We start from the raw sequence: 25615 nt of genomic DNA, 5'->3' as shown, positions 1-25615 counted from the left end.
CGGGTCACGAGTCGGTGCCTTCCAGGGCCATCCGGACCAGGCCGGCGACGTCGAGCTCGCGGATCTCCGCCTCCGGGGCGGCCGGGGCGGCCGCCGTGGCCGGGCCGGTGACGGTGTGCGCGAGTTGGAGGAGCTGGTCGAGCAGGCCGGCCTGGCGGAGCTGGTCGAGCGGGATCGCGGCGAGGACCCGCCGCACCTGCTCCTCGTCGCCGGGGCCGCCCGCGCCGGGGCCGGCGTCCGGGCCGGCCTCCCCGCCGAACAGCTCCTCGTGCAGGTGGTCGGCGAGCCCGGCCGGGGTCGGGTAGTCGAACACGACCGTGGTGGGCAGGTCGTGCCCGGTCGCGGCGGTGAGCAGGTTGCGCAGCTCCACGGCGGTCAGCGAGTCGAAGCCGAGGTCGAGGAAGCCCCGGTCGGTCTCGATCGCGTCGGCGGAGGAGTGGCCGAGGACCTTCGCCGCGTCGACCCGCACCATCTCCAGCAGCGCGGCCCGCCGCTCCTGGCCGGGCAGCGACCGCAGCCCGGCCAGCAGGTCCCGGCCGGCGGGCGCGGCCGGGTCCGGCCCGGCGGCCGGGGCGGCGGTCAGCGCGTGCACGGCCGGCAGGCCGGCCAGCAGCGGGCTGGGCCGCAGCGCGGTGAACAGCGGGTGGAAGGTGGCCCAGTCGACGTCGGCGACGGTGACGCAGGTGTCCCCGGCGGCGAGGGCGTGCCGCAGCCCGGCCAGCGCCACGCCCGGCGGCATGACCCGCAGGCCCCGGCGGCGCAGCTGCTCCGGCGCGCCGTCGGAGAACATGCCCGACTCGGTCCACGGCCCCCACGCCACGGACGTGGCGGGCAGGCCCCGGCCCCGGCGGGCCTCGGCGAGCGCGTCGAGGTGGGCGTTGCCGGCGGCGTACGCGCCCTGCCCGCCGCTGCCCCACACCGCCGCGATGGACGAGAACAGCACGAACGCGTCCAGCTCGACGCCGTCGAGCAGCTCGTCGAGCAGCTCCGCGCCGACGAGCTTCGGGGCGATGACGTAGGCGAGGTCCTCCAGCGTCGTGTCGGTCAGCGGCACCACCTCGCTGACCCCGGCGGCGTGCACCACCGCGCGCAGCGGCGGCCCGTCGCGGCGCAGGTCGGCGATCAGGTCGGTCATGCCGGCCCGGTCGGCGGCGTCGCACCGGGCGACCCGGCAGTCGACGCCGAGGGCGGTCAGCTCGGCCAGCAGCTCCGTCGCGCCGGGGGTGTCGGTGCCGCGGCGGCTGGTCAGCACCACCCGCTGCGCGCCGGCGGCGGCCACCCAGCGGGCCACGTGCCCGCCGAGCGCGCCGGTGCCGCCGGTGATCAGCACGGTGCCCCGCGGCTGCCACGGCTCCGGTTCCCCGGCGGTGCCGGCCGGGACGAGGCGGCGGACCAGCACCTCGGACTCGCGGACGGCGAGCTGGTCCTCGGCGACGCCGCCGGTGAGCACGTTGCCGAGCCGCATCGCGGCCCAGCTGTCGATCGTGGCGGGCAGGTCGACCAGGCCCGCCCAGCGGGCCGGCTGCTCCAGGGCCGCGACCCGGCCCAGCCCCCACAGCGTCGCCTGCCGGGGGTTGGCCGGCGCGTCGCCGGCGCCGGTGCCGACCGCGCCCTGGGTGACGCACCACAGCCGGGCCGCCGCGTCGCGGTCGGCGAGCTCCTGGAGCAGCTGGACGGTCGCGGCGAGGCCGCGCGGCAGCGCCGGGTGCTCGGCGTGCCCGGCGTCGTCCAGCCCGAGGAAGGACAGCACCGACAGGGTCCCCTCGGCGGCGTCGAGGGCCTCGCCGAGCACGTCGGCGAGCTGCCCGCCCAACTCGTCGGGGTCGGCGGCGAGGTCGACGCCGACGGTGGTCACGTCGGTGCCGAGGGTCCACGTGCACGAGTCGAGGACGGGGTCGTCGACCCGGTCGGCGGGCAGCAGCACCAGCCAGTGGCCGGGCTCCTGCGGCTCCGGGGTGGCGGCGAGGGGCTCCCAGACCGCCCGGTAGCGGGAGGCGTCCACGAGAGACCGTTCCCGGCCGCGCCGCCGCCACGCCGACAGGGCCGGCAGCACCGCGCCGAACGGCTGGTCGCGGTCGACGTCCAGCTCGCGGGCCAGGGAGTCGAGGTCCTCGGCGTCGACGGCCGCCCAGAACCGCCGCTCGACCTCGGTGTCGTCGCCCGCGCCGCCGCCGTCGACGGAGGCGGAGTCGGGGGCGGCGGTGGCCCACGGCGGCGGCTCGGGCCAGTACCGCTGCCGGTCGAACACGTACGTGGGCAGGTCGACGCGCTGCGCGCCGGTGCCGGCGTACAGGGTGGGCCAGTCGGGGCTGACGCCGTGGGTGTGCAGGGCGGCGACGGCCCGCAGCAGGGCCGCCGGCTCGGGGCGGTCCCGGCGCAGGGTCGGCGCGACCAGCGGGGCCCGCCCGCCGGCCGGGGCGCCCTCGGCGAGGACGGCCTGGGCGAGCGCGGTGAGCACCCCGTCGGGGCCGATCTCGACGTACGCGGTGGTGCCCTGCTCGCGCAGGGCCGCGACGGCGTCGGCGAAGCGTACGGCGTCGCGGGCGTGCCGCGCCCAGTACGCCGGGTCGGCCAGCTCGTCCGCGCCGACGGGCGCGCCGGTGACCGTGGAGACCATCGGCACGGCCGGGGCCCGCCAGTCCAGCCGCCCGGCGACGGCGGCGAGGTCGGCGAGCACCGGGTCCATCAGCGGGCTGTGGAAGGCGTGGCTGACGGTGAGCCGCCGCACGCGGACGCCCCGGGCGGCCCACTCGGCGGCCAGCTCCTCGACGGCGTCGCCGGCCCCGGAGAGCACCACGGCGGCGGGGCCGTTGACGGCGGCGACGGAGACCCGGTCGGCGCGGTCGCCGAGCGAGACGAGCACGTCGGCCTCGGCCGCGGCGACGGCGAGCATCGCCCCGCCGTCGGGCAGGGCCTGCATGAGCCGGCCCCGGGCGGCGACCAGCGCGGCGGCGTCGGCCAGCGACAGCACCCCGGCGGCGTGGGCGGCGGCGAACTCGCCGATGGAGTGCCCGGCGACCGCGTCGGGCCGCAGCCCCCACGCGTCGAGGAGCCGGAACAGCGCCACCTCGACGGCGAACAGCGCGGGCTGGGTGTATTCGGTGCGGTCGAGCAGCGCCGCGTCGGCGGTGCCGGGCTCGGCGAACAGCACCGGCCGCAGCGGCCCGGGCAGGTGCGGGTCGCAGGCGGCGCAGACCTCGTCGAGGGCGGCGGCGAAGACGGGGAACGCCGCGGCCAGCTCGCGGCCCATCCCGGCCCGCTGCGCGCCCTGCCCGGAGAACAGGTACGCCACCTTCGGGCGGGGCGCGACGGCCCCGGTGACCAGCAGCGGCGAGTCGTCGCCGGTGGCGAGGGCGCGCAGCCCGGTGCGCAGGGCGATCCGGTCGGCGGCCAGGACGACGGCCCGGTGGTCCAGGTCGGCCCGGGACACCGCCGACGACCAGCCGACGTCGACCATCGGCGGGGCCTCCGGCCCGGTGAGCTGGTCGGCCCACGGCCCGGCCTGGGCGGCGAGGGCCGCCGGGGTACGCGCCGACAGCAGCACCGGCACCACCGGCAGCCGGCCCGGGTCGCCGGCCGGAGTGACCGGGGCGGGCTCGTCGGGGGCCTGCTCCAGGATGGTGTGCGCGTTGGTGCCGCTGATGCCGAAGGAGGAGACGGCGGCCCGGCGCGGGTGGCCGGTCACCGGCCAGGGCCGGCCCTCGGTGAGCAGCTCGACCGCGCCGACGCTCCAGTCCACCTGGTCGGTGGGCTCGTCGACGTGCAGGGTCGCCGGCAGGAAGCCGTAGCGCAGCGCGAGGACCATCTTGATGATGCCGGCGACGCCGGCGGCGGCCTGGGTGTGGCCGATGTTCGACTTGATCGAGCCGAGCCACAGCGGCTGGTCGGCGGGCCGCTCCCGCCCGTACGTGGCGAGCAGCGCCTGCGCCTCGATCGGGTCGCCCAGCTTCGTGCCGGTGCCGTGCGCCTCGACGGCGTCGACGTCGGCGGCGGTGAGGCCGGCGTTGGCCAGGGCCTGCCGGATGACCCGCTGCTGCGACGGCCCGTTGGGGGCGGTCAGCCCGTTGGACGCGCCGTCCTGGTTGACGGCGGAGCCCCGGATCACCGCGAGCACGGGGTGGCCGTTGCGGCGGGCGTCGGAGAGCCGCTCCACCAGCAGCACGCCCAGCCCTTCGCCCCAGCTCGTGCCGTCGGCGGCCGACGCGAACGCCTTGACCCGGCTGTCCGGGGCCAGGCCCCGCTGCCGGCTGAAGCCGACGAACACGCCGGGGGTGGACATGACGGTGACGCCGCCGACGAGGGCCATGGAGCACTCCGCCTGGCGCAGCGCCTGGCAGGCCCAGTGCAGGGCGACCAGCGACGACGAGCAGGCCGTGTCGACCGACACGGCGGGCCCCTCCAACCCGAGCGTGTACGACACCCGGCCGGAGAGCACGCTGCCGGCGTTGCCGGTCATCAGGTGCCCCTCGGCGCCCTCGGCGCTGAACATCAGGTTGCGGTAGTCCTGGTAGTTGGTGCCGACGAACACGCCGGTGGGGGTGCCCCGCAGGGCCTGCGGGTCGATGCCGGCCCGCTCGATGGCCTCCCAGGACGCCTCCAGCAGCAGCCGCTGCTGCGGGTCCATGGCGAGGGCCTCGCGGGGGCTGATGCCGAAGAAGACGGGGTCGAAGTCGGCGACGCCGGTGACGAAGCCGCCCTCCCGGGCGTAGCTGGTGCCCTCGTTCTCCGGGTCGGAGTCGAACAGCCGGTCGAGGTCCCAGCCCCGGTCGGTGGGGAACTCGCCGATCGCGTCGCCGCCGGCGGCGAGGAGCTGCCACAGCTGCTCCGGGTTGTCCGCGCCGCCGGGCAGCCGGCAGCTCATGGCGACGATCGCGATGGGCTCGTCGTCCACGGGCGCGGCGGCCGGCGCGGGGGTCGCCGGCTCGGGGTCGGCCCCGGTGAGCAGCTCCGCCAGGTGCGCGGCGAGCGCCGTCGGGTTCGGGTAGTCGAACGCGAGCGTGGCGGGCAGCCGCAGGTCGGTGGCGGTGGCCAGGAAGTTGCGCATGTCCACGGCGGTCAGCGAGTCCAGCCCCAGGTCCCGGAACGGGCGGGTGGCCGGCACGTCATCGGCCGAGCCGTAGCCCAGCGCGGTCGCCGCGCACTGGCGGACCAGCTCCAGCAGCGCCTCGTCGCGGTCGGCCCGGGAGAGCCCGGCGAGCCGGCGGGCGAGCGCACCCGACGGCGCGTCCGCCTCCTCCTCGGCGTCCGGCGCGGCGACGGCCCTGCCCGCCTCGACCACCTCGGGCAGGTCGCCGATCAGCGGGCTGGGCCGGACCAGGGTGAACGCGGGCGCGAACCGGGCCCAGTCGATGTCGGCGATCAGCGTCGTCGTCTCGCCCCGGCGCAGCGCGCGGGCGAGGGCCTCGACGGCCAGGTCGGGGTCCATGCCGACCATGCCGCCCCGGCGCAGCCGCTGCTGGGCGCGCTCGTTGTCGGCGGGCAGGCCGGCCCCGCTCCACGCCCCCCACGCCACGGACAGGGCGGGCCGGCCCTGCGCGCGTCGCCGCTCGGCGAGGGCGTCGAGGTAGGCGTTCGCCGCACCGTACGCGCCCTGGCCGGCGTTGCCGGTGGTGCCGGCGACGGAGGAGAACAGCACGAACGCGTCGAGGTCCAGGTCGCGGGTCAGCTCGTCGAGGTGGTCGGCGGCGACGCACTTGGGCGCGGCGACGGTGTGCAGGCGCTGCGGGGTGGCCGTGTCGACGATGCCGTCGTCGAGGACGGCGGCGGTGTGCAGCACGGCGCTCAGCGGCGCGTCGGCCGGGGCGGCGGCGAGGAGGGCGGCGAGCTGGGCGCGGTCGGTGACGTCGCAGGCGGCGACGGTGACCCGTACGCCGAGGTCGGTCAGCTCGGCCTCCAGCTCCGCCGCGCCCGGGGCGTCGGGGCCGCGCCGGCTGGCCAGCAGCAGGTGCGCCGCGCCGTGGCGGGCGGCCCAGCGGGCGAGGTGCCCGCCGAGACCACCGGTGCCGCCGGTGATCAGCACGGTGCCGCGCATCCGCCAGCCGCCGCCGGCCGACTCGTCGGTGGCGTGCGGGGCCGGGTCGGCGGAGACGGCCGTGTCCGGGCCGCCGGCCGCCTCGGCAGAGGCCGGGTCGCCGGGGGTGGCCGGCTCGGGGTCGGTGATCCGGGTGAGCCGGCGGGCGTACACCCCGGAGTCGCGGACGGCGAGCTGGTCCTCGCCGCCGGTGTCGCCGAGCGCCGCGCAGAGCAGGGCGCCGGCGTGCGCGTCGAGGCTGTCGGGCAGGTCGATCAGGCCGCCCCAGCGGCCGGGGTGTTCCAGGGCGACGGCGCGGCCGAGGCCCCAGACGGCGGCGGCCGTGGGGTGCGGCGGCTGGTCGTCGGCGGCGACGGCGACGGCCCCCCGGGTCGCGCACCACAGCGGGGCCTCGACGCCGAGCGTCCCGAGCGCTTGGACCAGCGCGACCGTCCCGGTGACGCCGAGGGTGGTGGCCGGGTGGTCGGGGTGCGCCCGCCCGTCGAGGCCGAGCAGGGACAGCACGGCCGCCGGACCGTCCGCCGGGAGCGCGGCGCGCAGCCCGTCGGCGAGGGTCGCGGCGTCGCCGACGGTGTCCACCTCGACGGGTACGACGTCCGCGCCGAAGTTGCCGAGCGCGCCGAGCACTCCGGCGACCAGCGGGTCGTCGGCCGTGCCGGCGGGCAACGGGACCAGCCACGTCCCGGCGAGCCAGGTCAGCGGCAGGTCGGGCAGGGCGGGCCAGGTGATCCGGTACCGCCACCGGTCGATGTCGGGCGTGGCCTCGCCCTGGGTGAGGAACAGCGGCGGGGCGGGCCAGTACCGCTGGTGCTCGAACGCGTAGGTGGGCAGCGGCACGGTGCCGGCGGCGGCGAGGACCCGCGTCAGGTCGACGGGCAGGCCGATCGCGTGCGCGGCGGCCAGGTTGGACAGCAGCCGGGTCGGGTCGTCGTCGCCCCGCCGCAGGCTACCCAACGTGTGGCCGGTGACCCCGGCGTCGTCGAGGATCGCCGTCACCGGCATCGTCAACACCGGATGCGGGGAGACCTCCACGAACGTGGCATGCCCGGCCGCGATAGCGACCCGCACCGCGGCGTCGAACTGCACGGTCTGCCGCAGGTTGTCATACCAGTAGTCCGCCGTCATGCTCCCCGGGTCGACCCAGTCCCCCGTCAACGTCGACACCAGCCGAACCCGACCCGACTGCGGGGCCACGTCGGCCAGATCCGCGCGCAGCCGTTCGGCGACGTCCTGCACGGACGGGGAGTGCGAGGCGTAGTCCACCGGGATCAGGCGAGCCCGGATCCCGTCGGCCTGGCAGGCGTCCACCAGGTCCGCGACCGGCTGCGGCGGGCCCGACACGACCACCGTGGCCGGGCCGTTCACGGCGGCCACGCCGACGCCCGGGAACTGCGCGAGGCGTGCGGTCACCGCGTCGGCGGACAGGTCCACCGACGCCATCGCCCCGGTGCCCCGCAGCACGGCCAGGGCCCGCGACCGAAGGGCGACGGTCTTCGCCGCGTCGTCGAGGGACAGGATCCCCGCCACACACGCCGCACCGATCTCACCCTGCGAGTGACCCACCACCGCCTGCGGCACCACACCCACGTGCTCCCACACGGCGGCAAGGGCGACGCCGACGGCCCACAGGACCGGCTGGACGACCTCGACCCGCTCCAACCACGACTCGTCGTCGCCGGTCAACACCGACACGAGATCCACGTCGAGGTAGGGAGCCAGTGCCCGCTGACACTCGGCCAGCTTCCCGTCGAACACCGGCGTGCGACCCACCAGACCGGCCGCCATCCGTGCCGACTGCGCACCCTGACCCGGGAACACGAACACCGGACCAGCACCCGGCGACGCGGCCACACCGGCGACCACGTTGCCCGCCGGCAGACCGGACGCCAGAGCATCCAACCCCGACAGCAACTCGGGCAGGCCCGAACCGACCACCGACGCGCGATGGTCGAAGGTGGCGCGCGTGGTGGCGAGGGACCAACCGACCACCGCCGGCTCCACGTCACCGTGCTCCCGCACGTGAGCGGCCAGCCGTTCGGCCTGACCGGCCAGGGCCGCCTTCGACCGCGCCGACACCGGCCACACCGCCACGTCGGCGTCGACCAGACCCGGCGAACGGACCCCGGCCGGCACGTCAGCGGGCTCGTCGGGCTGTTCGAGGATGACGTGGGCGTTGGTGCCGGAGATGCCGAACGACGACACCGCCGCCCGCCGGACACGACCGGTCTGCGGCCACGGCGTCGCCTCGGTGGCCAACTCCACCGCACCCGCCGACCAGTCGATGTGCGGCGACGGCGCGTCCACGTGCAGCGTCGCCGGGACGACGCCGTGCCGCATGGCGAGGACCATCTTGATCACGCCGGCCACGCCGGCCGCCGCCTGGGCGTGCCCGATGTTCGACTTGACCGAGCCGAGCAGCAGCGGCGCGGCGTCGCCCCGGTCCTGCCCGTACGTGGCCAGCAGCGCCTGCGCCTCGATCGGGTCACCCAGCGTCGTGCCCGTGCCGTGCGCCTCCACCACGTCCACGTCGGCGGTGGACAGGCGGGCCGAGGCGAGGGCCTGGCTGATCACCCGCTGCTGGGCGGGCCCGTTCGGGGCGGTGAGCCCGTTGGACGCGCCGTCCTGGTTGACGGCGGAGCCGCGTACCACGGCGAGGACGGGGTGGCCGTTGCGGCGGGCGTCCGACAGCCGCTCGACCAGCAGCCAGCCGACGCCCTCGGAGAAACCGGCGCCGTCGGCGGCGGCGGCGAACGACTTGCACCGCCCGTCGGGGGAGAGGGCGCGTTGCCGGCTGGACCCGATGTAGAGGCCGGGGGTGGCCATGACGGTCACGCCGCCGGCCAGGGCGAGGTCGCACTCCCCCGCCCGCAGCGCCTGCACGGCGAGGTGCAGCGCGACCAGCGACGACGAGCAGGCCGTGTCGATGGAGACGGCCGGCCCCTCCAGGCCGAGGGTGTACGACACCCGGCCGGACGCGACGGCCGCCGCGCCGCCGGTCATCGAGTGGCCCTCGTCGCCGTCGGGCGACATCATCAGCAGGGTCCCGTAGTCCTGCCCGTTGGTGCCGACGAACACCCCGGTGCGGCTGCCGCGCAGCGAGGCGGGGTCGATGCTGGCGGCCTCGACGGCCTCCCAGGCGGTCTCCAGCAGCAGCCGCTGCTGCGGGTCCATGGTCAGCGCCTCGCGGGGCGAGATCCCGAAGAACGCCGAGTCGAAGTCGCCGGCGGAGTCGAGGAACCCGCCCTCGCGGGCGTACGAGGTGCCCGGGTGGTCGGGGTCGGGGTGGTAGAGCCGTTCGACGTCCCAGCCCCGGTCGGCGGGGAACGGGGCGACGGCGTCCCGGCCCTGGCTCAGCAGCTCCCACAGCTCCTCGGGGTTGCGCACCCCGCCGGGCAGGCGGCAGCTCATCGCCACGATCGCGACCGGCTCCAGTTCCTGGGACTGCGCCTCACTGAGCCGACGACGGGTGTCGTGGAGATCCGCCATGACCCGCTTGAGGTAGTCGCGGAGCTTGTCTTCATTGGCCATCGGGATGCCGCTTCCTCGCAAGGGGACGGGGGTGAGCCGGGGCGGGTCAGGAGATGCCGAGGTCCTTGTCCACCATCGCGAACAGTTCGTCGTCGGTGGCGTCGTCGAGGTGCCGGCCGATGTCGGCGCCGCCGCTGGCCTGGCCGAGACGGGAGAGCATCGCCTGGAGGCGTACGGTGGCCCGCACCCGGGCCGCCTCGTCGCGCGCCACGACGTCGAGGCTGTCGGCGATCCGGTCGAGGTCGTCGAGGAGGACCGTCGGGGTGACCACGTCGTCGTGGGCGACCTCGGCGAAGAGGTACTCCGCCAGCGTCGTCGGCGTCGGGTAGTCGAAGACGAGGGTGACGGGCAGGGCGACGCCGGTGGCGGAGCCGAGCCGGTTGCGCAGCTCGACGGCGGTGACGGAGTCGAAGCCCAGCTCGCGGAACGCCCGGTGCTCGTCGACCGACTCGGCGGACGGGTAGTTGAGCACGGCGGCGACCTGGCTGCGGACGAGGCCGAGCAGCACGGCGAGCCGGTCGGCGGCGGGCAGCCCGGCGAGCCGTTCCTGGAGCGTGTCGGGGCCGTCGCCGGTCTCCACGGTGGCGATCCGCTCGGTCGCCTGGAGCCGCCGCACGTCCGGCAGGTCGCTGATCAGCGGGCCGGGCCGGGTGGCGGTGAAGGCGACGGAGAACCGCTCCCAGGCGATGTCGGCGATGGTGAGGAACGCCTCGCCGTGGTCGACGGCCTGGTGCAGGGCGGCGATGGCCGCGTCGGGGGCCATCTCGGGTACGCCGTGGCGGTGCAGCAGCTCGCCGAGCGGCCCGTCGGCCATGCCGCCGCCGGCCCACGCGCCCCAGGCGATGGAGGTGGCGGGCAGGCCGAGGCCCCGCCGGTGCTGGGCGAGGGCGTCGAGGAACGCGTTGCTGGGCGCGTAGTTGCCGACGCCGGAGCTGGCGACGCTGCCGGCGAAGGAGGAGAACATGACGAACGCGGACAGGTCCAGGTCGAGGGTCAGCTCGTGCAGGTGGTACGCGACGTCGACCTTGGCCTGGAGCACCCGTTCGATCTGGTCCAGCCGGATGTCGTTGATCATCGCGTCGTCGAGGACGGCGGAGGCGTGCACGACGGTGGTGAGGGGGTGTTCGGCGGGGATCGCCTCGATCAGCGCGGCGAGGGCGTCGCGGTCGGCGGCGTCGCACTCGACCACGCTGGCCTGCGCGCCCAGCGCGGTGAGGTCGTCGACGAGCTGCTGCGCGCCGGGCGCGTTCATGCCCCGGCGGCTGGCGACGACGATGTTCTGCACGCCGCTGCAGGCCAGCCAGCGGGCGGCGTGCCCGCCGAGTGCGCCGGTGCCGCCGGTGACGAGCGCCGTGCCATAGGGCTCCCACGGGTTGGCGGGCTGGCTGTCGCCCAGCGGCACGCGGGTGAGCCGACGGGCGAGGAGACCGCCGGGGCGTACCGCGAGCTGGTCCTCGTCTCCGGCGGCGGTGAGGGCCGCGACCAGCAGGCCGGCGCAGCGCTCGTCGACGGCCTCGGGCAGGTCGACGAGGCCGCCCCACCGCTCGGGGTGCTCCAGGGCGGCGACCCGGCCGAAGCCCCAGACGAGGGCCTGCACCGGGGAGCGCAGCAGGTCGGCGCGGCCGACGGAGGCGGCGCCGGAGGTGACGGCCCACATGGGGGCACGCAGGCCGACGTCGCCGAGGGCCTGGAACAGCGCGACGGTGGCGGCGAAGCCGCCGGGCACGGACGGGTGCAGCGGGTGGACCAGCTCGTCGAAGGCGAGCAGCGACACCACGCCGGTCACGTCTGCGGGCTCGTCGGTGCCGCCGTCGGCGGCGACGAGGGCCTCGCGCAGCAGCTTGCCGAGCAGGTCGCGGTCGGCGTCGGTGGTGGAGACGGGCACGGCGACGACGGTCGCGCCGGCCGCCGTGACGGCCTCGACGCAGGCGTCCTGCCAGGGCTCGACGATGTCGCCGGTGGGCAGGACCACCACCCAGGTGCCGCTCATGCCCCGGTTGGCGATGCCGGTCAGCGGCTTCCAGGTGTCCTGGTAGCGCCAGCTGTCGATGTCGGACTGCCGGCGGCGCTTGCGCCGCCAGGAGGTGAGCAGCGGCAGGGCGGGGCCGAGCGCGTCGACTGCCTCGTAGGCGGGGATGTCGTCGGTGGCGACGGCCTCGGCGAGGGCGGTGAGGTCGCCGCGTTCCACGGCGGCCCAGAAGCCGGCGTCGTCGGGGTTGGCCGCGCCCTGGAGCAGCGTCTCCAGGTCGACGCCGCCGCTGCCGTCGAGCCAGAACCGCTGGTGGTCGAACGCGTAGGTGGGCAGCGGCACGGTGCCGCCGGCGGCGAGGACCTTGGTGAGGTCGACGGGCAGGCCGATCGCGTGCGCGGTCGCCAGGTTGGTCAACAGCCGGGTCGGGTCGTCGTCGCCCCGCCGCAGGCTGCCGATCGTGTGGCCGGTGACCCCGGCGTCGTCGAGGATCGCCGTGACCGGCATCGTCAACACCGGGTGTGGGCTGATCTCCACGAACGTGGTGTGCCCGGCGGCCACGGCGACCCGGACGGCGGCGTCGAACTGGACGGTCTGCCGCAGGTTGTCATACCAGTAGTCGGCGGTCATGCTCCCCGGGTCGACCCAGTCACCGGTCAGCGTCGACACGAGCCGGGTGTGGCCCGGCTGCGGGGTGACGTCGGCCAGGTCGGCGCGCAGCCGCTCGGCGACGTCCTGCACGGCGGCGGAGTGCGAGGCGTAGTCCACCGGGATCAGGCGGGCCCGGATCCCGTCGGCCTGGCAGGCGTCGACCAGGTCCGCGACGGGCTGCGGCGGACCCGACACGACCACCGTGGACGGGCCGTTCACGGCGGCCACACCCACACCCGGGAACGCGGGGAGACGCTCGGCCACCACGTCGGCGGACAGGTCCACCGACGCCATGGTGCCGGTCCCCCGCAGCACGGCCAAGGCCCGCGACCGCAGGGCGACGGTCTTCGCCGCGTCCTCCAGGGACAGGATCCCCGCCACACACGCCGCGCCGATCTCACCCTGCGAGTGGCCGACCACCGCGTCCGGGACGACGCCGGCCGCCCGCCACACGGCGGCGAGGGCGACGCCGACGGCCCACAGGACCGGCTGCACGACCTTCACCCGCTCCAGCCACGACTCGTCGTCGCCGGTCAGCACGGAGACCAGGTCGACGTCCAGGAACGGGGCCAGGGCCCGCTGGCACTCCGCAAGCTTCGCGTCGAACACCGGCGCACGGCCGACCAGGCCGGCGGCCATCCGCGCCGACTGCGCGCCCTGACCGGGGAAGACGAAGACGGGGCCGGGGCCGGAGCCGACGACCGTGCCGGTGACCAGGTTGCCGGCCGGCTGGCCGGCGGCCAGGGCGTCGAGCCCGGCCAGCAGCTCACCGGCGTCCGCGCCGACGACGGCGGCACGGTGGTCGAACGTGGACCGGGTCGTCGCGAGGGACCAGCCGACCGCCGCCGGGGCGAGGTCGCCGTGCTCCCGCACGTGGGCGGCGAGCCGGGCGGCCTGGCCGGCGAGCGCGGCCTTCGACCGGGCGGACACGGGCCACACCGTCACGTCCGAGTCGACGAGCGCGGCGGCGGCGGTCTCCGCCTCGACGGCCTCGGTGGCCTCCGCGTCGACGGCCTCGGCGTCGTCCGGGGCGGCGGCCTGCGGCCGGTACTCCTCCAGGATCACGTGGGCGTTGGTGCCGCTGACGCCGAACGAGGAGACGCCGCCGCGCCGGGGGCGGCCCAGCTCGGGCCACGGCCTGCGCTCGGTGAGCAGGGACACCGCCCCGGCGGACCAGTCGACGTGCTTCGACGGCTCGTCGATGTGCAGCGTCTCCGGCATGACGCCGTTGCGCAGCGCCATCACCATCTTGACCAGGCCGGCGACCCCGGCGGCGCTCTGCGTGTGGCCGATGTTGGACTTTACCGAGCCCAGCCAGAGCGGCCGGTCGGCGGGGCGGTCCTGCCCGTACGTGGCGATGAGCGCCTGCGCCTCGATCGGGTCGCCGAGGGTGGTGCCGGTGCCGTGCGCCTCCACCACGTCGACGTCGGCGGTGCCGAGCCGGGCGTTGGCGAGGGCGGCCCGGATGACCCGCTGCTGGGAGGGGCCGTTGGGGGCGGTGAGGCCGTTGGACGCGCCGTCCTGGTTGAGGGCGCTGCCCCGGATCACGGCGAGGACGGGGTGGCCGTTGCGCTCGGCGTCGGCGAGCCGCTCGACGACGAGCACGCCGCCGCCCTCGCCCCAGCCGGTGCCGTCCGCCCCCTCCGCGAACGCCTTGCACCGGCCGTCGACGGACATGCCGCGCTGCCGGGAGAAGACGACGAAGACGCCCGGGGTGGCCATGACGGTGACGCCACCGGCGATGGCGAGGTCGCACTCGCCCCGCCGCAGCGCGTTCACGGCGAGGTGCAGGGCGACCAGCGACGAGGAGCAGGCGGTGTCGACGGTGACGGCCGGGCCGTTGAGGCCGAGGGTGAACGAGATGCGGCCGGACGCGACGCTCGTGGTGTTGCCGGTGCCGAGGTACATGTCGACGCCCTCGGGGACGTTCGGCAGGCCCATGCCGTAGTTGGAGGTGCTCACGCCGACGAAGACGCCGGTGGAGCTGCCCCGCAGCGACAGCGGGTCGATGCCGGCCCGCTCGACGGCCTCCCACGACGTCTCCAGCAGCAGCCGCTGCTGCGGGTCCATGGCGAGGGCCTCGCGCGGCGAGATGCCGAACAGGGTCGGGTCGAACGCCCCGGCGTCGTCGAGGAACCCGCCGACGCGCGTGTAGCTCTTGCCCGGCTTGTTCGGGTCCGGGTCGTAGAGGGCCTCCAGGTCCCAGCCCCGGTCGGCCGGGAACTCGGTGAGGGCGTCCCGGCCGTCGGCGACGATCTCCCACAGGTCCTCGGGCGACCGGACGCCGCCGGGGAAGCGGCAGCTCATCGAGACGATGGCGAGAGGCTCGCTGTCACGGGCCTCGACGCTCTGGAGCTTGCGCTTCGTGTCGTGCAGGTCGGCGGTCACCCGCTTGAGGAAGTACCGCAGCTTGTCGTCGCTCATCGGGTCGCACCTGCCTCGATCCGGAAGTCGGTCATCTCAGGAGATTCCAAACTCTTTGCTGATGAAGTCGAAGATCTCGTCGTCGCTGGCCGCGTCGAGATCGGGCCGGTCCTGCTCCGCGGCGGGGCCGGCGGCGAGGTCGGTCGCCTTGGCGAGCAGGTCCCGCACGCGGGCGGTGAACCGGTCCCGGGCCGCCGGGTCGAGCGGGATGGTGGTGAGCAGGCTCTCCACGGTGTCGATGCCGGAGAAGATGGGCTGGGTGGACGGGGCCGCGTCGGCGGCGATGTCGCCGGCCAGCCGCTCGGCGAGCGCGGTCGGCGTCGGATAGTCGAAGACCAGCGTCGCCGGCAGCCGCAGCCCGGACAGGGCGTTGAGCCGGTTGCGCAGGTCGACGGCGGTGAGCGAGTCGAAGCCCAGGTCGGTGAAGAGGCGGCCCGGGTCGACGGCGTCGGCGCTGGCGTGGCCGAGGACGGCGGCGATGTTGGCCCGGACCACGTCGAGCACGACCTTGAGCCGTTCGGGGCCGGCCAGGCCGGCGAGCCGCTGGGCGAGCGGCACCCCGCCGGCACGGGCACCGGCGTCGACCGAGCGCCGCATCGGGGCCCGGACCAGGGCCCGCAGCAGCGGTGCGAGGGCGCCCGCCTCGGCCTGGGCGCGCAGCGCCGGCACGTCCAGGCGCATCGGCACGACGGCCGCCGCGTCGAGCCGCCACGCCGCGTCGAAGAGGTCGAGGGCCTGCCCGGTGGCCAGGCCCGCCGCGCCCTGCTCGGCGATGCGCCGCACGTCGGCGTCGCCGAGGTGGCCAGTCATGCCACTGGCCTGCTCCCACAGGCCCCAGGCGAGGGAGATGCCGGGCAGCCCCCGGGCCCGCCGGTGCGCGGCGAGCGCGTCGAGGAACGCGTTGGCCGCCGCGTAGTTGGCCTGGCCGGCGCTGCCCAGCGTGGCCGCCGCCGAGGAGAACAGCACGAACGCGGCGAGGTCCAGGCCGGCGGTGAGCCGGTGCAGGTGCCACGCCGCGTCGATCTTCGGCACGGCCACCGCGTCGACGCGGTCGGGGGTCATCGACTCCAGCACGCCGTCGTCGAGGACACCGGCGGCGTGCACGACGGCGGTGAGCGGGTGCGCGGCGGGCACCCCGGCCAGCAGCGCCGCGAGCGCGTCCGGGTCGGCCGCGTCGCAGGCGGCGACCGTCACCCGCGTGCCGGCCTCGGCCAGCTCGGCGACCAGGTCGCCGATGCCGTCGGCCGCCGCGCCGCGCCGCCCGGCCAGCAGCAGGTGCCGCACGCCGTGGGTGGTGGCGAGGTGCCGGGCCAGGATCCGGCCCAGCACGCCGGTGCCGCCGATGATCAGCACGGTGCCGTCGGGGTCGACGCCGCCGGGCAGCGGCTCCACCCCCGCCGGGACCCGGCCGAGGCGCGGCGTGCGCACCTGGCCGGCCCGCACCGCGAGCTGCGGCTCCCCGGAGCCGATCGCGGGGGCCAGCGCGGCGGCGCTGGCCGGGTCGGCGTCCAGGTCGACCAGTTGCAGCCGACCGGGGTGTTCGAGCTGCGCGGTGCGCAGCAGGCCCCACACCGGGGCCTGGGCCAGGTTGACCGCCGGCTGCGCGCCCGCCGCGACCGCGTCGCGGGTGACCAACACCAGCCGGGACCCGACGAACCGGTCGTCGGCCAGCCAGGTCCGCACCGCCGCGAGGGTACGGTGCGTCGTGGCCCGCGCCTGCGCGGCGAGGCCCGGGTCCGCGTCGTCGTCCCCGCCGCCGCCGACCCCGACGATCACCGCCTCGGGCGCGGGCTCGCCCCCGGCGAGCAGGTCGCCGAGCGAGTCCAGGTCCACGTCGCTGCGCACCCGCGCGCCGGCCGACTCGCAGGCGGCGCTGAGGGTCAGGTCGTCGCCGCCGAGCACCGCCCAGCGGGTCGCCGCCGGCACCGGGCCGGTCGGCACGGGCAGCGCCGGCCAGTCCACCTGGAACAGCGACTCGTGCCGGCCGGAGCGGGCCGCGCCGAGGGAGTCACCGGAGACCCGGCGCATGATCAGGGACTCGGCGTGCAGCACCGGCGCGCCGGTGGCGTCGGCCACCTGGAACGCGACGCCGACCTCGCCGGCCGCGCTGACCCGCACCCGCAGGGCGGTGGCCCCGGCGGCGAGCAGGGACACCCCGGTCCAGGCGAACGGCAGCCGGGGCACGGTGGCGTCGCCGCCGTCGCCCATCCGGCCGAGGAAGCCGCCGATCGACATGGCCTGCAACGCGCCGTCGAGCAGCGCCGGGTGCACCCCGAACCGGCCCGCCTCGGCGTGGTGGTCGGCGGGCAGCTCCACCTCGGCGAAGACCTCGTCGCCCCGGGTCCACGCGGCGCGCAGGCCGCGGAACGCCGGCCCGTATCCGAAGACGGTCGCCTCGATGCCGGAGTAGAAGTCGTCGTTCTCGACGGGGGTCGCGCCGGGCGGCGGCCACACCCCGAGGTCGAAGGCGGGCGGGTCGGTGGGGGCCGGGGCGAGCAGGCCGGTGGCGTGGCAGGTCCAGGCCACGTCGGCGAGGACCTCGTCGGAGCCGTCCCGGTAGGGGCGGGAGTGCAACTGCACGGTCCGCCGGCCGTCGTCGTCGCGTTCGGCCACGGTGAGCTGCACCTGGAGGGAGCCCAGCTCGGGCAGGACGAGCGGGGCGAGCAGCGTCAGCTCGTCGACCCTCGGGCAGCCGGCCTGCTCCCCCGCGTACGTCGCCAGCTCCACGAACGCGGTGCCGGGCAGCAGGATGTTGTCCATCACCCGGTGCTCCCCGAGCCACGGATGGGTACGCACCGACAGCCGGCCGGTGAACACCATCCGCTCGCTGTCGGGGAAGGTGAGAGTGGCGCTGAGCAGCGGATGTCCGGCGTCCTGGAGACCGGCGGAGGCGACGTCCTGCGCCCGGTGCACGGGCGGCTCCACCCAGAACCGCTGGTGCTCGAACGCGTAGGTGGGCAGCGGCACGGTGCGGGCGGCGGCGAGGACCTTCGTCAGGTCGACGGGCAGGCCGATCGCGTGCGCGGCGGCCAGATTGGACAGGAGTCGGGTCGGGTCGTCGTCGCCCCGGCGCAGGCTGCCCAGCGTGTGACCGGTGACCCCGGCGTCGTCGAGGATCGCCGTCACCGGCATCGTCAACACCGGATGCGGACTGATCTCGATGAACGTGGCGTGCCCGGCCGCCACGGCGACCCGCACGGCGGCGTCGAACTGCACGGTCTGCCGCAGGTTGTCATACCAGTAGTCCGCCGTCATCGACGCCGGGTCGACCCAGTCACCCGTCAACGTCGACACCAGCCGAACCCGACCCGACTGCGGGGTCACGTCGGCCAGATCCGCCCGGAGCCGCTCCGCCACCTCCTGCACCGACGGGGAGTGCGACGCGTAGTCCACCGGGATCAGGCGGGCCCGGATCCCCTCGTCCTGGCACGCCTGCACCAGGTCCGCGACCGGCTGCGGCGGACCCGACACCACCACCGTGGCGGGACCGTTCACCGCGGCCACACCCACACCGGGGAAAGCGTGGAGCCGTGCGGTCACCGCGTCGGCCGACAGGTCCACCGACGCCATCGCCCCGCTACCCCGCAACACCGCAAGCGCCCGCGACCGCAGGGCGACGGTCTTCGCCGCGTCCTCCAGGGACAGGATCCCCGCGACGCAGGCGGCACCGATCTCACCCTGCGAGTGACCCACCACCGCCTGCGGCACCACGCCCACGTGCTCCCACACCGCCGCCAGGGCGATGCCGACGGCCCACAGGACCGGCTGCACCACCTCCACCCGCTCCAACCACGACTCGTCATCCCCCGTCAACACCGACACCAGGTCCACGTCGAGATGCGGGGCGAGGGCCCGCTGGCACTCGGCCAGCTTCGCGTCGAAGACGGGCGTGCGGCCGACCAGGCCGGCGGCCATGCGTGCCGACTGCGCACCCTGACCCGGGAACACGAACACCGGCCCGGAACCGTGACCAGAGGCGACACCGAACACCACGTTGCCCGCCGGCAGACCGGACGCCAGAGCATCCAACCCCGACAGCAGCTCGGGCAGGCCCGAACCGACGACCGACGCCCGCTGGTCGAAGGTGGCGCGCGTGGTGGCGAGGGACCAACCGACCACCGCCGGCTCCACGTCACCGTGCTCCCGCACGTGAGCGGCCAACCGGGCCGCCTGACCAGCCAGCGCCGCCTTCGACCGCGCCGACACCGGCCACACCGTCACATCGGCGGCCAGCAGCCCGGAGACGCCGGTGGCGGCCGGGGCCGCAGGCTCGTCGCCCTGCTCGATGATGACGTGGGCGTTGGTGCCGGAGATCCCGAACGACGACACGGCCGCCCGGCGGGGCCGGTCCACCACCGGCCACGGACGCGTCTCCGTCACCAGGTCCACCGCGCCCGCAGACCAGTCGATGTGCGGCGACGGCTCGTCCACGTGCAACGACGCCGGCACCACACCGTGCCGCATCGCCTGCACCACCTTGATCACACCCGCCACACCCGCCGCCGCCTGCGCATGACCGATGTTCGACTTGACCGACCCCAACAGCAGCGGCCGGTCGCCGGGACGGTCCTGCCCATACGTCGCCAACAACGCCTGCGCCTCGATCGGGTCGCCGAGGGTCGTGCCCGTGCCGTGCGCCTCCACCACGTCCACATCCGCCGTGGACAACCGGGCGTTGGCCAGGGCCTGCCGGATCACCCGCTGCTGCGACGGACCGTTCGGCGCGGTGAGACCGTTCGACGCGCCGTCGGAGTTGATCGCGGTGCCGCGTACCACGGCGAGGACGTGCCGGCCCTGCCGGCGGGCGTCGGAGAGGCGCTGCACGAGGAGCATGCCGACGCCCTCGGACCAGCCCGTACCGTCGGCCGACGCCGCGAACGACTTGCACCGCCCGTCGGCGGCCAGGCCGCGCTGGCGGGAGAACTCGACGAACGCGGTCGGGGTGGCCATCACCATCACGCCGCCGGCCAGGGCGAGGTCGCACTCGCCGGAGCGCAGCGCCTGACCGGCCCAGTGCAGGGCGACCAGCGACGAGGAGCAGGCCGTGTCGAGGGAGACCGCCGGCCCTTCGAGGCCGAACGTGTACGCCACCCGGCCGGAGATGACGCTGCTGGTCATCCCGGTCAGCATGTAGCCCTCGGCGGCCTCCGGCGAGTACGCGAGCAGGCTGCCGTAGTCCTGGCCACTGGTGCCCACGAACACGCCGGTGCTGCTGCCCCGCAGCGTGGCCGGGTCGATGCCGGCGCTTTCGAAGGTCTCCCAGGTGGTCTCCAGCAGCAGCCGCTGCTGCGGGTCCATGGCGAGGGCCTCGCGGGGGCTGATGCCGAAGAAGCCGGGGTCGAACCGGTCGACACCGCGCAGGAAGCCGCCGCCGCGGGCGTAGAAGGTGCCGGTGGCGTCGGGGTCGGGGCTGTAGAGGCTGTCGAGGTCCCAGCCCCGGTCGGTGGGCAGGTCGGTGACCGCGTCGACGCCGTCGGCGACGAGCCGCCACAGGTCGTCGGGGGACCACACGCCGCCGGGGAGGCGGCAGGCCATGCCGACGATGGCGAGGGGCTCGTCGTCGCCGACCGCCACGCTGGTGGTGGCGGGCCGGACGGGCACCGGCGTGCCGGCGATCTCCGTGCCGAGGTGGGCGGCGAGGTCGGCCGGGGTGGGGTAGTCGAAGACGAGGGTGGCGGGCAGCCGCATCCCGAACGCGTTGTTGAGGCGGTTGCGCATCTCGACGGCGGTGAGCGAGTCGAAGCCGAACTCGCTGAACGCCCGGCGCGGCTCGATGGCGGCCGGGTCGGGGTAGCCGAGCACGGCGGCGGCCTGCCCCCGGACGATCTCCACGAGGGCGGCGACCCGGTCGGCGTCGCCGAGCGCGGCGAGCTGCTGGACGAGGGACGCGCCGGTGGTCGCGGCGGCGGCGCGGGCGGGCGTGCGGATCAGGGCCCGGTACAGCGGCGGGATGCTGCCCCCGGCGAACTGCGCCTTCATCGCGGCGAGGTCGAGGCGGGCGGGCACGAGGGCGGCGTCGGTGCGGCGGCAGGCGGCGTCGAAGAGGGCCAGCCCCTCCTCGGCTTCCATGGCGGCGACGCCGGAGCGGGAGATCCGGTTGAGGTGGACGTCGTCCAGCTCGGTGGTCATGCCGCTGCGGTCGGCCCACAGGCCCCAGGCGAGGGTGAGGGCGGCGAGGCCGCGCGCCCTGCGGTGCTGGGCGAGGCCGTCGAGGAACGCGTTGGCGGCGGCGTAGTTGCCCTGGCCGGGGCCGCCGGCGGTGGCGGCGAGCGACGAGTACGAGACGAACGCCTTCAGGTCGAGGCCGGCGGTCAGCTCGTGCAGGTGCCAGGCGGCGTCGACCTTGGGCCGCAGCACGCCGTCCATCCGTTCGGGGGTGAGCGAGGAGATGACGCCGTCGTCGCGTACCCCGGCGGCGTGGACGACGGCGGTGAGCGGGTGGGCGGCGGGGATGGCGGCGAGCAGCTCGGCGACGGCGTCGCGGTCGGCGACGTCGCAGGCGGCGGCGGTGACGGTCGCGCCGAGTTCGGCGAGTTCGGCGCAGAGTTCGGGGATGCCGGCGGCGGCCGGGCCGCGCCGGCTGGTGAGGATCAGGTGCCGGACGCCGTGGACGGTGACGAGGTGGCGGGCCATGAGCTGCCCGAGGGTGCCGGTGGCGCCGGTGACGAGCACGGTCCCGTCGCCGTCGAACGGGGTGGCGGGCGGCTCGGCGGGGGCCGGCACGCGGGTGAGCCGGGCCCCGGCGGCGACGCCGGCCCGGATGACCACCTGCGGCTCGTCGGTGTCGACGGAGGCGACGAGGGCGGCGGCGCAGCCGGCCGGGTCGTCGACGTCGACCAGCAGGAACCGGTCGGGGTTCTCCGACTGCGCGGAGCGGACGAGGCCGATGACGGCCGCGCCGGCCAGGTCGGTGAGGTCGGCGTCGGCGGCCGTGGCGACGGCGCCCCGGGTGAGCACGACGAGCCGGGAGGTGACGTACCGCTCGTCGGCGAGGAACCGCTGCAACACGTCGAGCGCCCGGTGGGTGACCCCGGCGACGGCGCGCGGCACGTCGCCGGTGGCCGGCGGGTCGAGGAACGGCACGACCAGCACGCCGGGCGCGTCCGTGCCGGCGTCCAGCGCGGCGGCCAGGGCCGCCAGGTCGGGGTACGCGGCGACGGCCGTCCCGGTGGCGGCGAGCGCGTCGGCGAGGCCGGTGGCGGCGCCGACGACCGCCCAGTCCGCGCCCGACGGGCCGGCGGGCAGGGCCAGCGGGGCCCACTCGATGCGGTACAGCGACTCGGTGCCGCCGCCGGAGGCGACGCGGAGCTGGTCGGCGGAGACGGGCCGCAGCACGAGGGAGCCGACGGAGATGATCGGCGCGCCGTCGACGTCGGCGAGGAGCAGGGAGACGCTGTCGGCGCCGGTGTGCGAGACGCGGACCCGGGCCGCCGCCGCGCCGGCCGCGTGCAGGGCGACGTCGTTCCAGGAGAACGGCAGCCGGCCGTAGCCGGGCGGCACGTCCGCGCCGGACGGTTCGCCGGCCGGCGTGGTGAGGCCGAGGGTGTGCAGGGCGGCGTCGAGCAGCGCCGGGTGCAGGCCGTACCCGCCGGCCTCGGCGGCCGGGGTCTCCGGCAGGGCCAGCTCGGCGAAGAGGTCGTCGCCGCGCCGCCAGGCGGACCGCAGCGCGATGAAGGACGGGCCGTAGTCGTAGCCCTGGGCGGCGAGGTTGACGTACAGGTCGTCGGTGGGGACCTCGGTGGCGCCGGGGGGTGGCCAGGCGGTGAGGTCGGACCAGCCGGGCGGGCCGGCGGGGGCGGCCGGGCCGCTGGCGAGCACGCCGCTGGCGTTGCGGGTCCAGCCGCGCTCGCCGCCCTCGGCCGGTTCGCCGTCGACGGCGGAGTGCAGGGAGACGGACCGGCAGCCGGTGTCGTCGGCGGGGCCGATCCAGAGTTGGATGTCGACGCCGCCGGTCTCGGGCAGGATCAGCGGCGCTTCCAGGGTCAGCTCGCGGACGTGGTCCGCGCCGACGTGCGCGCCGGCCTGCAACGCCAGCTCGACGAAGCCGGTGCCGGGCAGCAGCACGGTGTCGAAGACGACGTGGTCGCTGATCCACGGGTGGGTACGCCGGGCGAGCCGCCCGGTGAACAGGAAGCCCTCGGCGTGGGCGACGCCGACGGCCGCGCCGAGCAGGGGGTGCTGGGCGGGGCGCAGGCCGACGGCGGTGACGTCGCCGGTCCACCCGACGCCGGCCTCGGGCCAGTACCGCTGGTGCTGGAACGCGTACGTGGGCAGGTCGACCCGGGTCGCGCCGGTGCCGGCGAACCACGGCCGCCAGTCCACGGTGGTCCCGTGCACGTGCAGTTCGGCGAGGGCGGCGAGCAGGGCGTCCGCCTCGGGCCGGTCCTTGCGTCCGGCGGCGACGGCGAGCACGCCCTCGGCGTCGGGGAGGATCTCGGCGGTCAGCGCGGTGAGGACGCTCGACGGCCCGATCTCCAGGTAGGTGCCCGCCCCGGCGGCGCGCAGCGCGGCGACCCCGTCGGCGAACCGGACGGCCTCCCGCACGTGCCGCACCCAGTAGTCGGCGGTCCGCAGGTCGTCGCCATCGGCGAGCGCCCCCGTCACGTTGGACACGACGGGCAGCGCGGGCGCGGCGAAGGTCAGCGTCTCCAGCACCGACCGGAACTCGGCCAGCATCGGCTCCATCAGCGGGCTGTGGAACGCGTGGCTGACGGCCAGCCGGCGGGTGCGCACGCCCCGGCCCTGCCAGAGCTGCTCGACCTCGTCGAGGGCTTCGACGGCCCCGGAGACGACGACGGACGTGGGCCCGTTGACGGCGGCGATCCCGACGTCGGCGCGACCGGCGATCGACTCCGCCACGTCGGCCTCGGCCGCGTTGACCGCGAGCATCCCGCCGCCGGCCGGCAACGCCTGCATCAACCGACCCCGCGCGGCCACGAGCTGACACGTATCCGCGAGGGACAGCACCCCGGCCACGTGCGCGGCCGTGATCTCGCCGACCGAGTGGCCACCGACGAAGTCGGGCACCACCCCGAACGACTCCACCAGACGGAACAGCGCCACCTCGACCGCGAACAGCCCCGCCTGCGTGAACACGGTCTGGTCGAGCAGCTCGGCCTCGGGCGTGCCCGCCTCCGCGAACAGCACCGGCTTCAGCGGCTGCGGCAGCAACGGATCCAGGTGACCACACACCTCGTCCAACGCGGCGGCGAACACCGGGAACGCGGCGTACCACTCCCGACCCATCCCGGCACGCTGCGCGCCCTGACCGGAGAACAGCGCCGCGAGCGGACCCCGGTCGGCGGCCTGGCCGACCACCGCGCCGGACGCATCCCCGGCGGCGAGGGCCCGCAGCCCGGCGGCGAGGTCGTCGCGGCCGGTGGCGGCGACGACCGCCCGGTGCTCCAGGGTGGAGCGGGTGACGGCCGACGAGAAGGCGACGTCGAGGGGGCGCAGGTCGGCGTCGGCGGCCAGCCGGTCGGCCCAGCGGCCGGCCTGCGCGGCGAGCGCGGCGGCGTCGCGGGCCGACACCAGCACCGGCACGACCGGCCGGTCGGCCGGCGGCGCGGCGTCGGCCGGGGCCGGCTCGACGGCCGGGGCCTGCTCGACGATGACGTGGGCGTTGGTGCCGGACACCCCGAACGACGACACCGCCGACCGGCGGGGCCGCGCGACGGACGGCCACGGGGTCGGCTCGGTGACCAGCGCGACGGCGCCCGCGTCCCAGTCGACCTGGGGGGTGGGGGCGTCGACGTGCAGGGTGGGCGGCACCACGCCGTGCTGCATGGCGAGCACCATCTTGATCACACCGGCGACGCCGGCGGCGGCCTGCGCGTGCCCGATGTTGCTCTTGATCGAGCCGAGCAGCAGCGGCGCGGCGTCGCCCCGGTCCTGCCCGTACGTGGCGAGCAGCGCCTGCGCCTCGATCGGGTCGCCGAGGCGGGTGCCGGTGCCGTGCGCCTCCACCACGTCGACGCCGCCGGCGGCGAGGCCGGCGTTGGCGAGGGCCTGCTGGATGACCCGCTGCTGCGACGGCCCGTTGGGGGCGCTCAGCCCGTTGGACGCGCCGTCCTGGTTGACGGCGGAGCCCCGCACCACGGCGAGGATCGGGTGGCCGTTGCGCTGCGCGTCGGAGAGCCGTTCCAGCAGCAGCACGCCGACGCCCTCGGACCACCCCGTCCCGTCGGCTGCGGCGGCGAACGCCTTGCACCGGCCGTCGGCGGCCAGCCCGCGCTGCCGGGAGAACTCGACGAACGCGGCCGGGGTGCACATGGCGGTGACGCCCGCGACGACGGCGAGGGTGCACTCCCGCTGCCGCAGCGCCTGCCCGGCGAGGTGCAGGGCGACCAGCGACGACGAGCAGGCGGTGTCGATCGTGACCGCCGGCCCCTCCAGGCCGAAGGTGTAGGAGATCCGGCCCGAGACGACGCTGCCGGCGTTGCCGGTCATCAGGTGCCCCTCCAGGCCCTGCGCCGCGCCCATCAGCACGCCGCCGTAGTCCTGGCCGGTGGAGCCGGCGAAGACGCCGGTGCGGCTGCCGCGCAGCGAGTGCGGGTCGATGCCGGCCCGCTCGAAGACCTCCCACGAGGTCTCCAGCAGCCACCGCTGCTGCGGGTCCATCGCCAGGGCCTCGCGGGGGGAGATCGCGAAGAAGCCCGGGTCGAAGTCCGCGAGGTCGTGGACGAAGCCGCCCTGCCGGGTGTACGAGGTGCCGGACTGCTCGCCGTCGGCGTCGTAGAGCGCCCCCAGGTCCCAGCCCCGGTCGGCCGGGAAGTCGCCGACCACGTCCCGGCCGGACGCGACGACGTCCCACAGGTCCTCGGGCGAGCGAACCCCGCCGGGGAAGCGGCAGCTCATGGAGACGATGGCGATCGGTTCCTGCTCGCCGGCCTCCACCTCGCGCAGGCGCTGGCGCACCTGGTGCAGGTCGGCGGTGACCCGCTTGAGGTAGTCGAGAAGCTTCGCCTCGTCAGCCATGGACCGCCCATTCCTCGTGTCGAACCGACCCAGCA

Annotated in this window: 3 protein-coding genes; all 3 read right to left on the bottom strand. The window is 76.2% G+C overall.

The window, feature by feature from the left end:
* Positions 1 to 4: 4 nt before the first annotated feature.
* From O7633_RS30660 to O7633_RS30650, 3 genes are read right to left on the bottom strand one after another with little or no spacing between them, the layout of a single operon-like run.
* The gene (locus tag O7633_RS30660; RefSeq protein WP_282324881.1) at positions 5 to 9559 is read right to left on the bottom strand and encodes a type I polyketide synthase; all 9555 of its coding nucleotides are present in this window, start codon (positions 9557 to 9559) and stop codon (positions 5 to 7) included.
* A 46-nt stretch (positions 9560 to 9605) separates the two neighbouring features.
* Positions 9606 to 14603, bottom strand: a complete 4998-nt coding sequence (locus tag O7633_RS30655) for a type I polyketide synthase (protein ID WP_282324880.1) — start codon at positions 14601 to 14603, stop codon at positions 9606 to 9608.
* Positions 14604 to 14639: 36 nt separating this feature from the next.
* Positions 14640 to 25580 carry a type I polyketide synthase gene (locus O7633_RS30650; protein ID WP_282324879.1) on the bottom strand — a complete coding sequence of 3647 codons (10941 nt, stop codon included), beginning with the start codon at positions 25578 to 25580 and terminating at the stop codon, positions 14640 to 14642.
* Positions 25581 to 25615 lie beyond the last annotated feature (35 nt).

The organism is Micromonospora sp. WMMD712 (assembly GCF_029581295.1).
Taxonomy (GTDB): Bacteria; Actinomycetota; Actinomycetes; order Mycobacteriales; family Micromonosporaceae; genus Micromonospora; species Micromonospora carbonacea.
Note: the sequence above shows the minus strand (reverse complement) of the source record. Positions and strands in the feature narration are given on the sequence as shown.

Coding starts and splice junctions, on each gene's coding strand:
- O7633_RS30660 (WP_282324881.1), bottom strand. CDS start 9,559: ATGGCCAATGAAGACAAGCTCCGCGACTACCTCAAGCGGGTCATGGCG.
- O7633_RS30655 (WP_282324880.1), bottom strand. CDS start 14,603: ATGAGCGACGACAAGCTGCGGTACTTCCTCAAGCGGGTGACCGCCGAC.
- O7633_RS30650 (WP_282324879.1), bottom strand. CDS start 25,580: ATGGCTGACGAGGCGAAGCTTCTCGACTACCTCAAGCGGGTCACCGCC.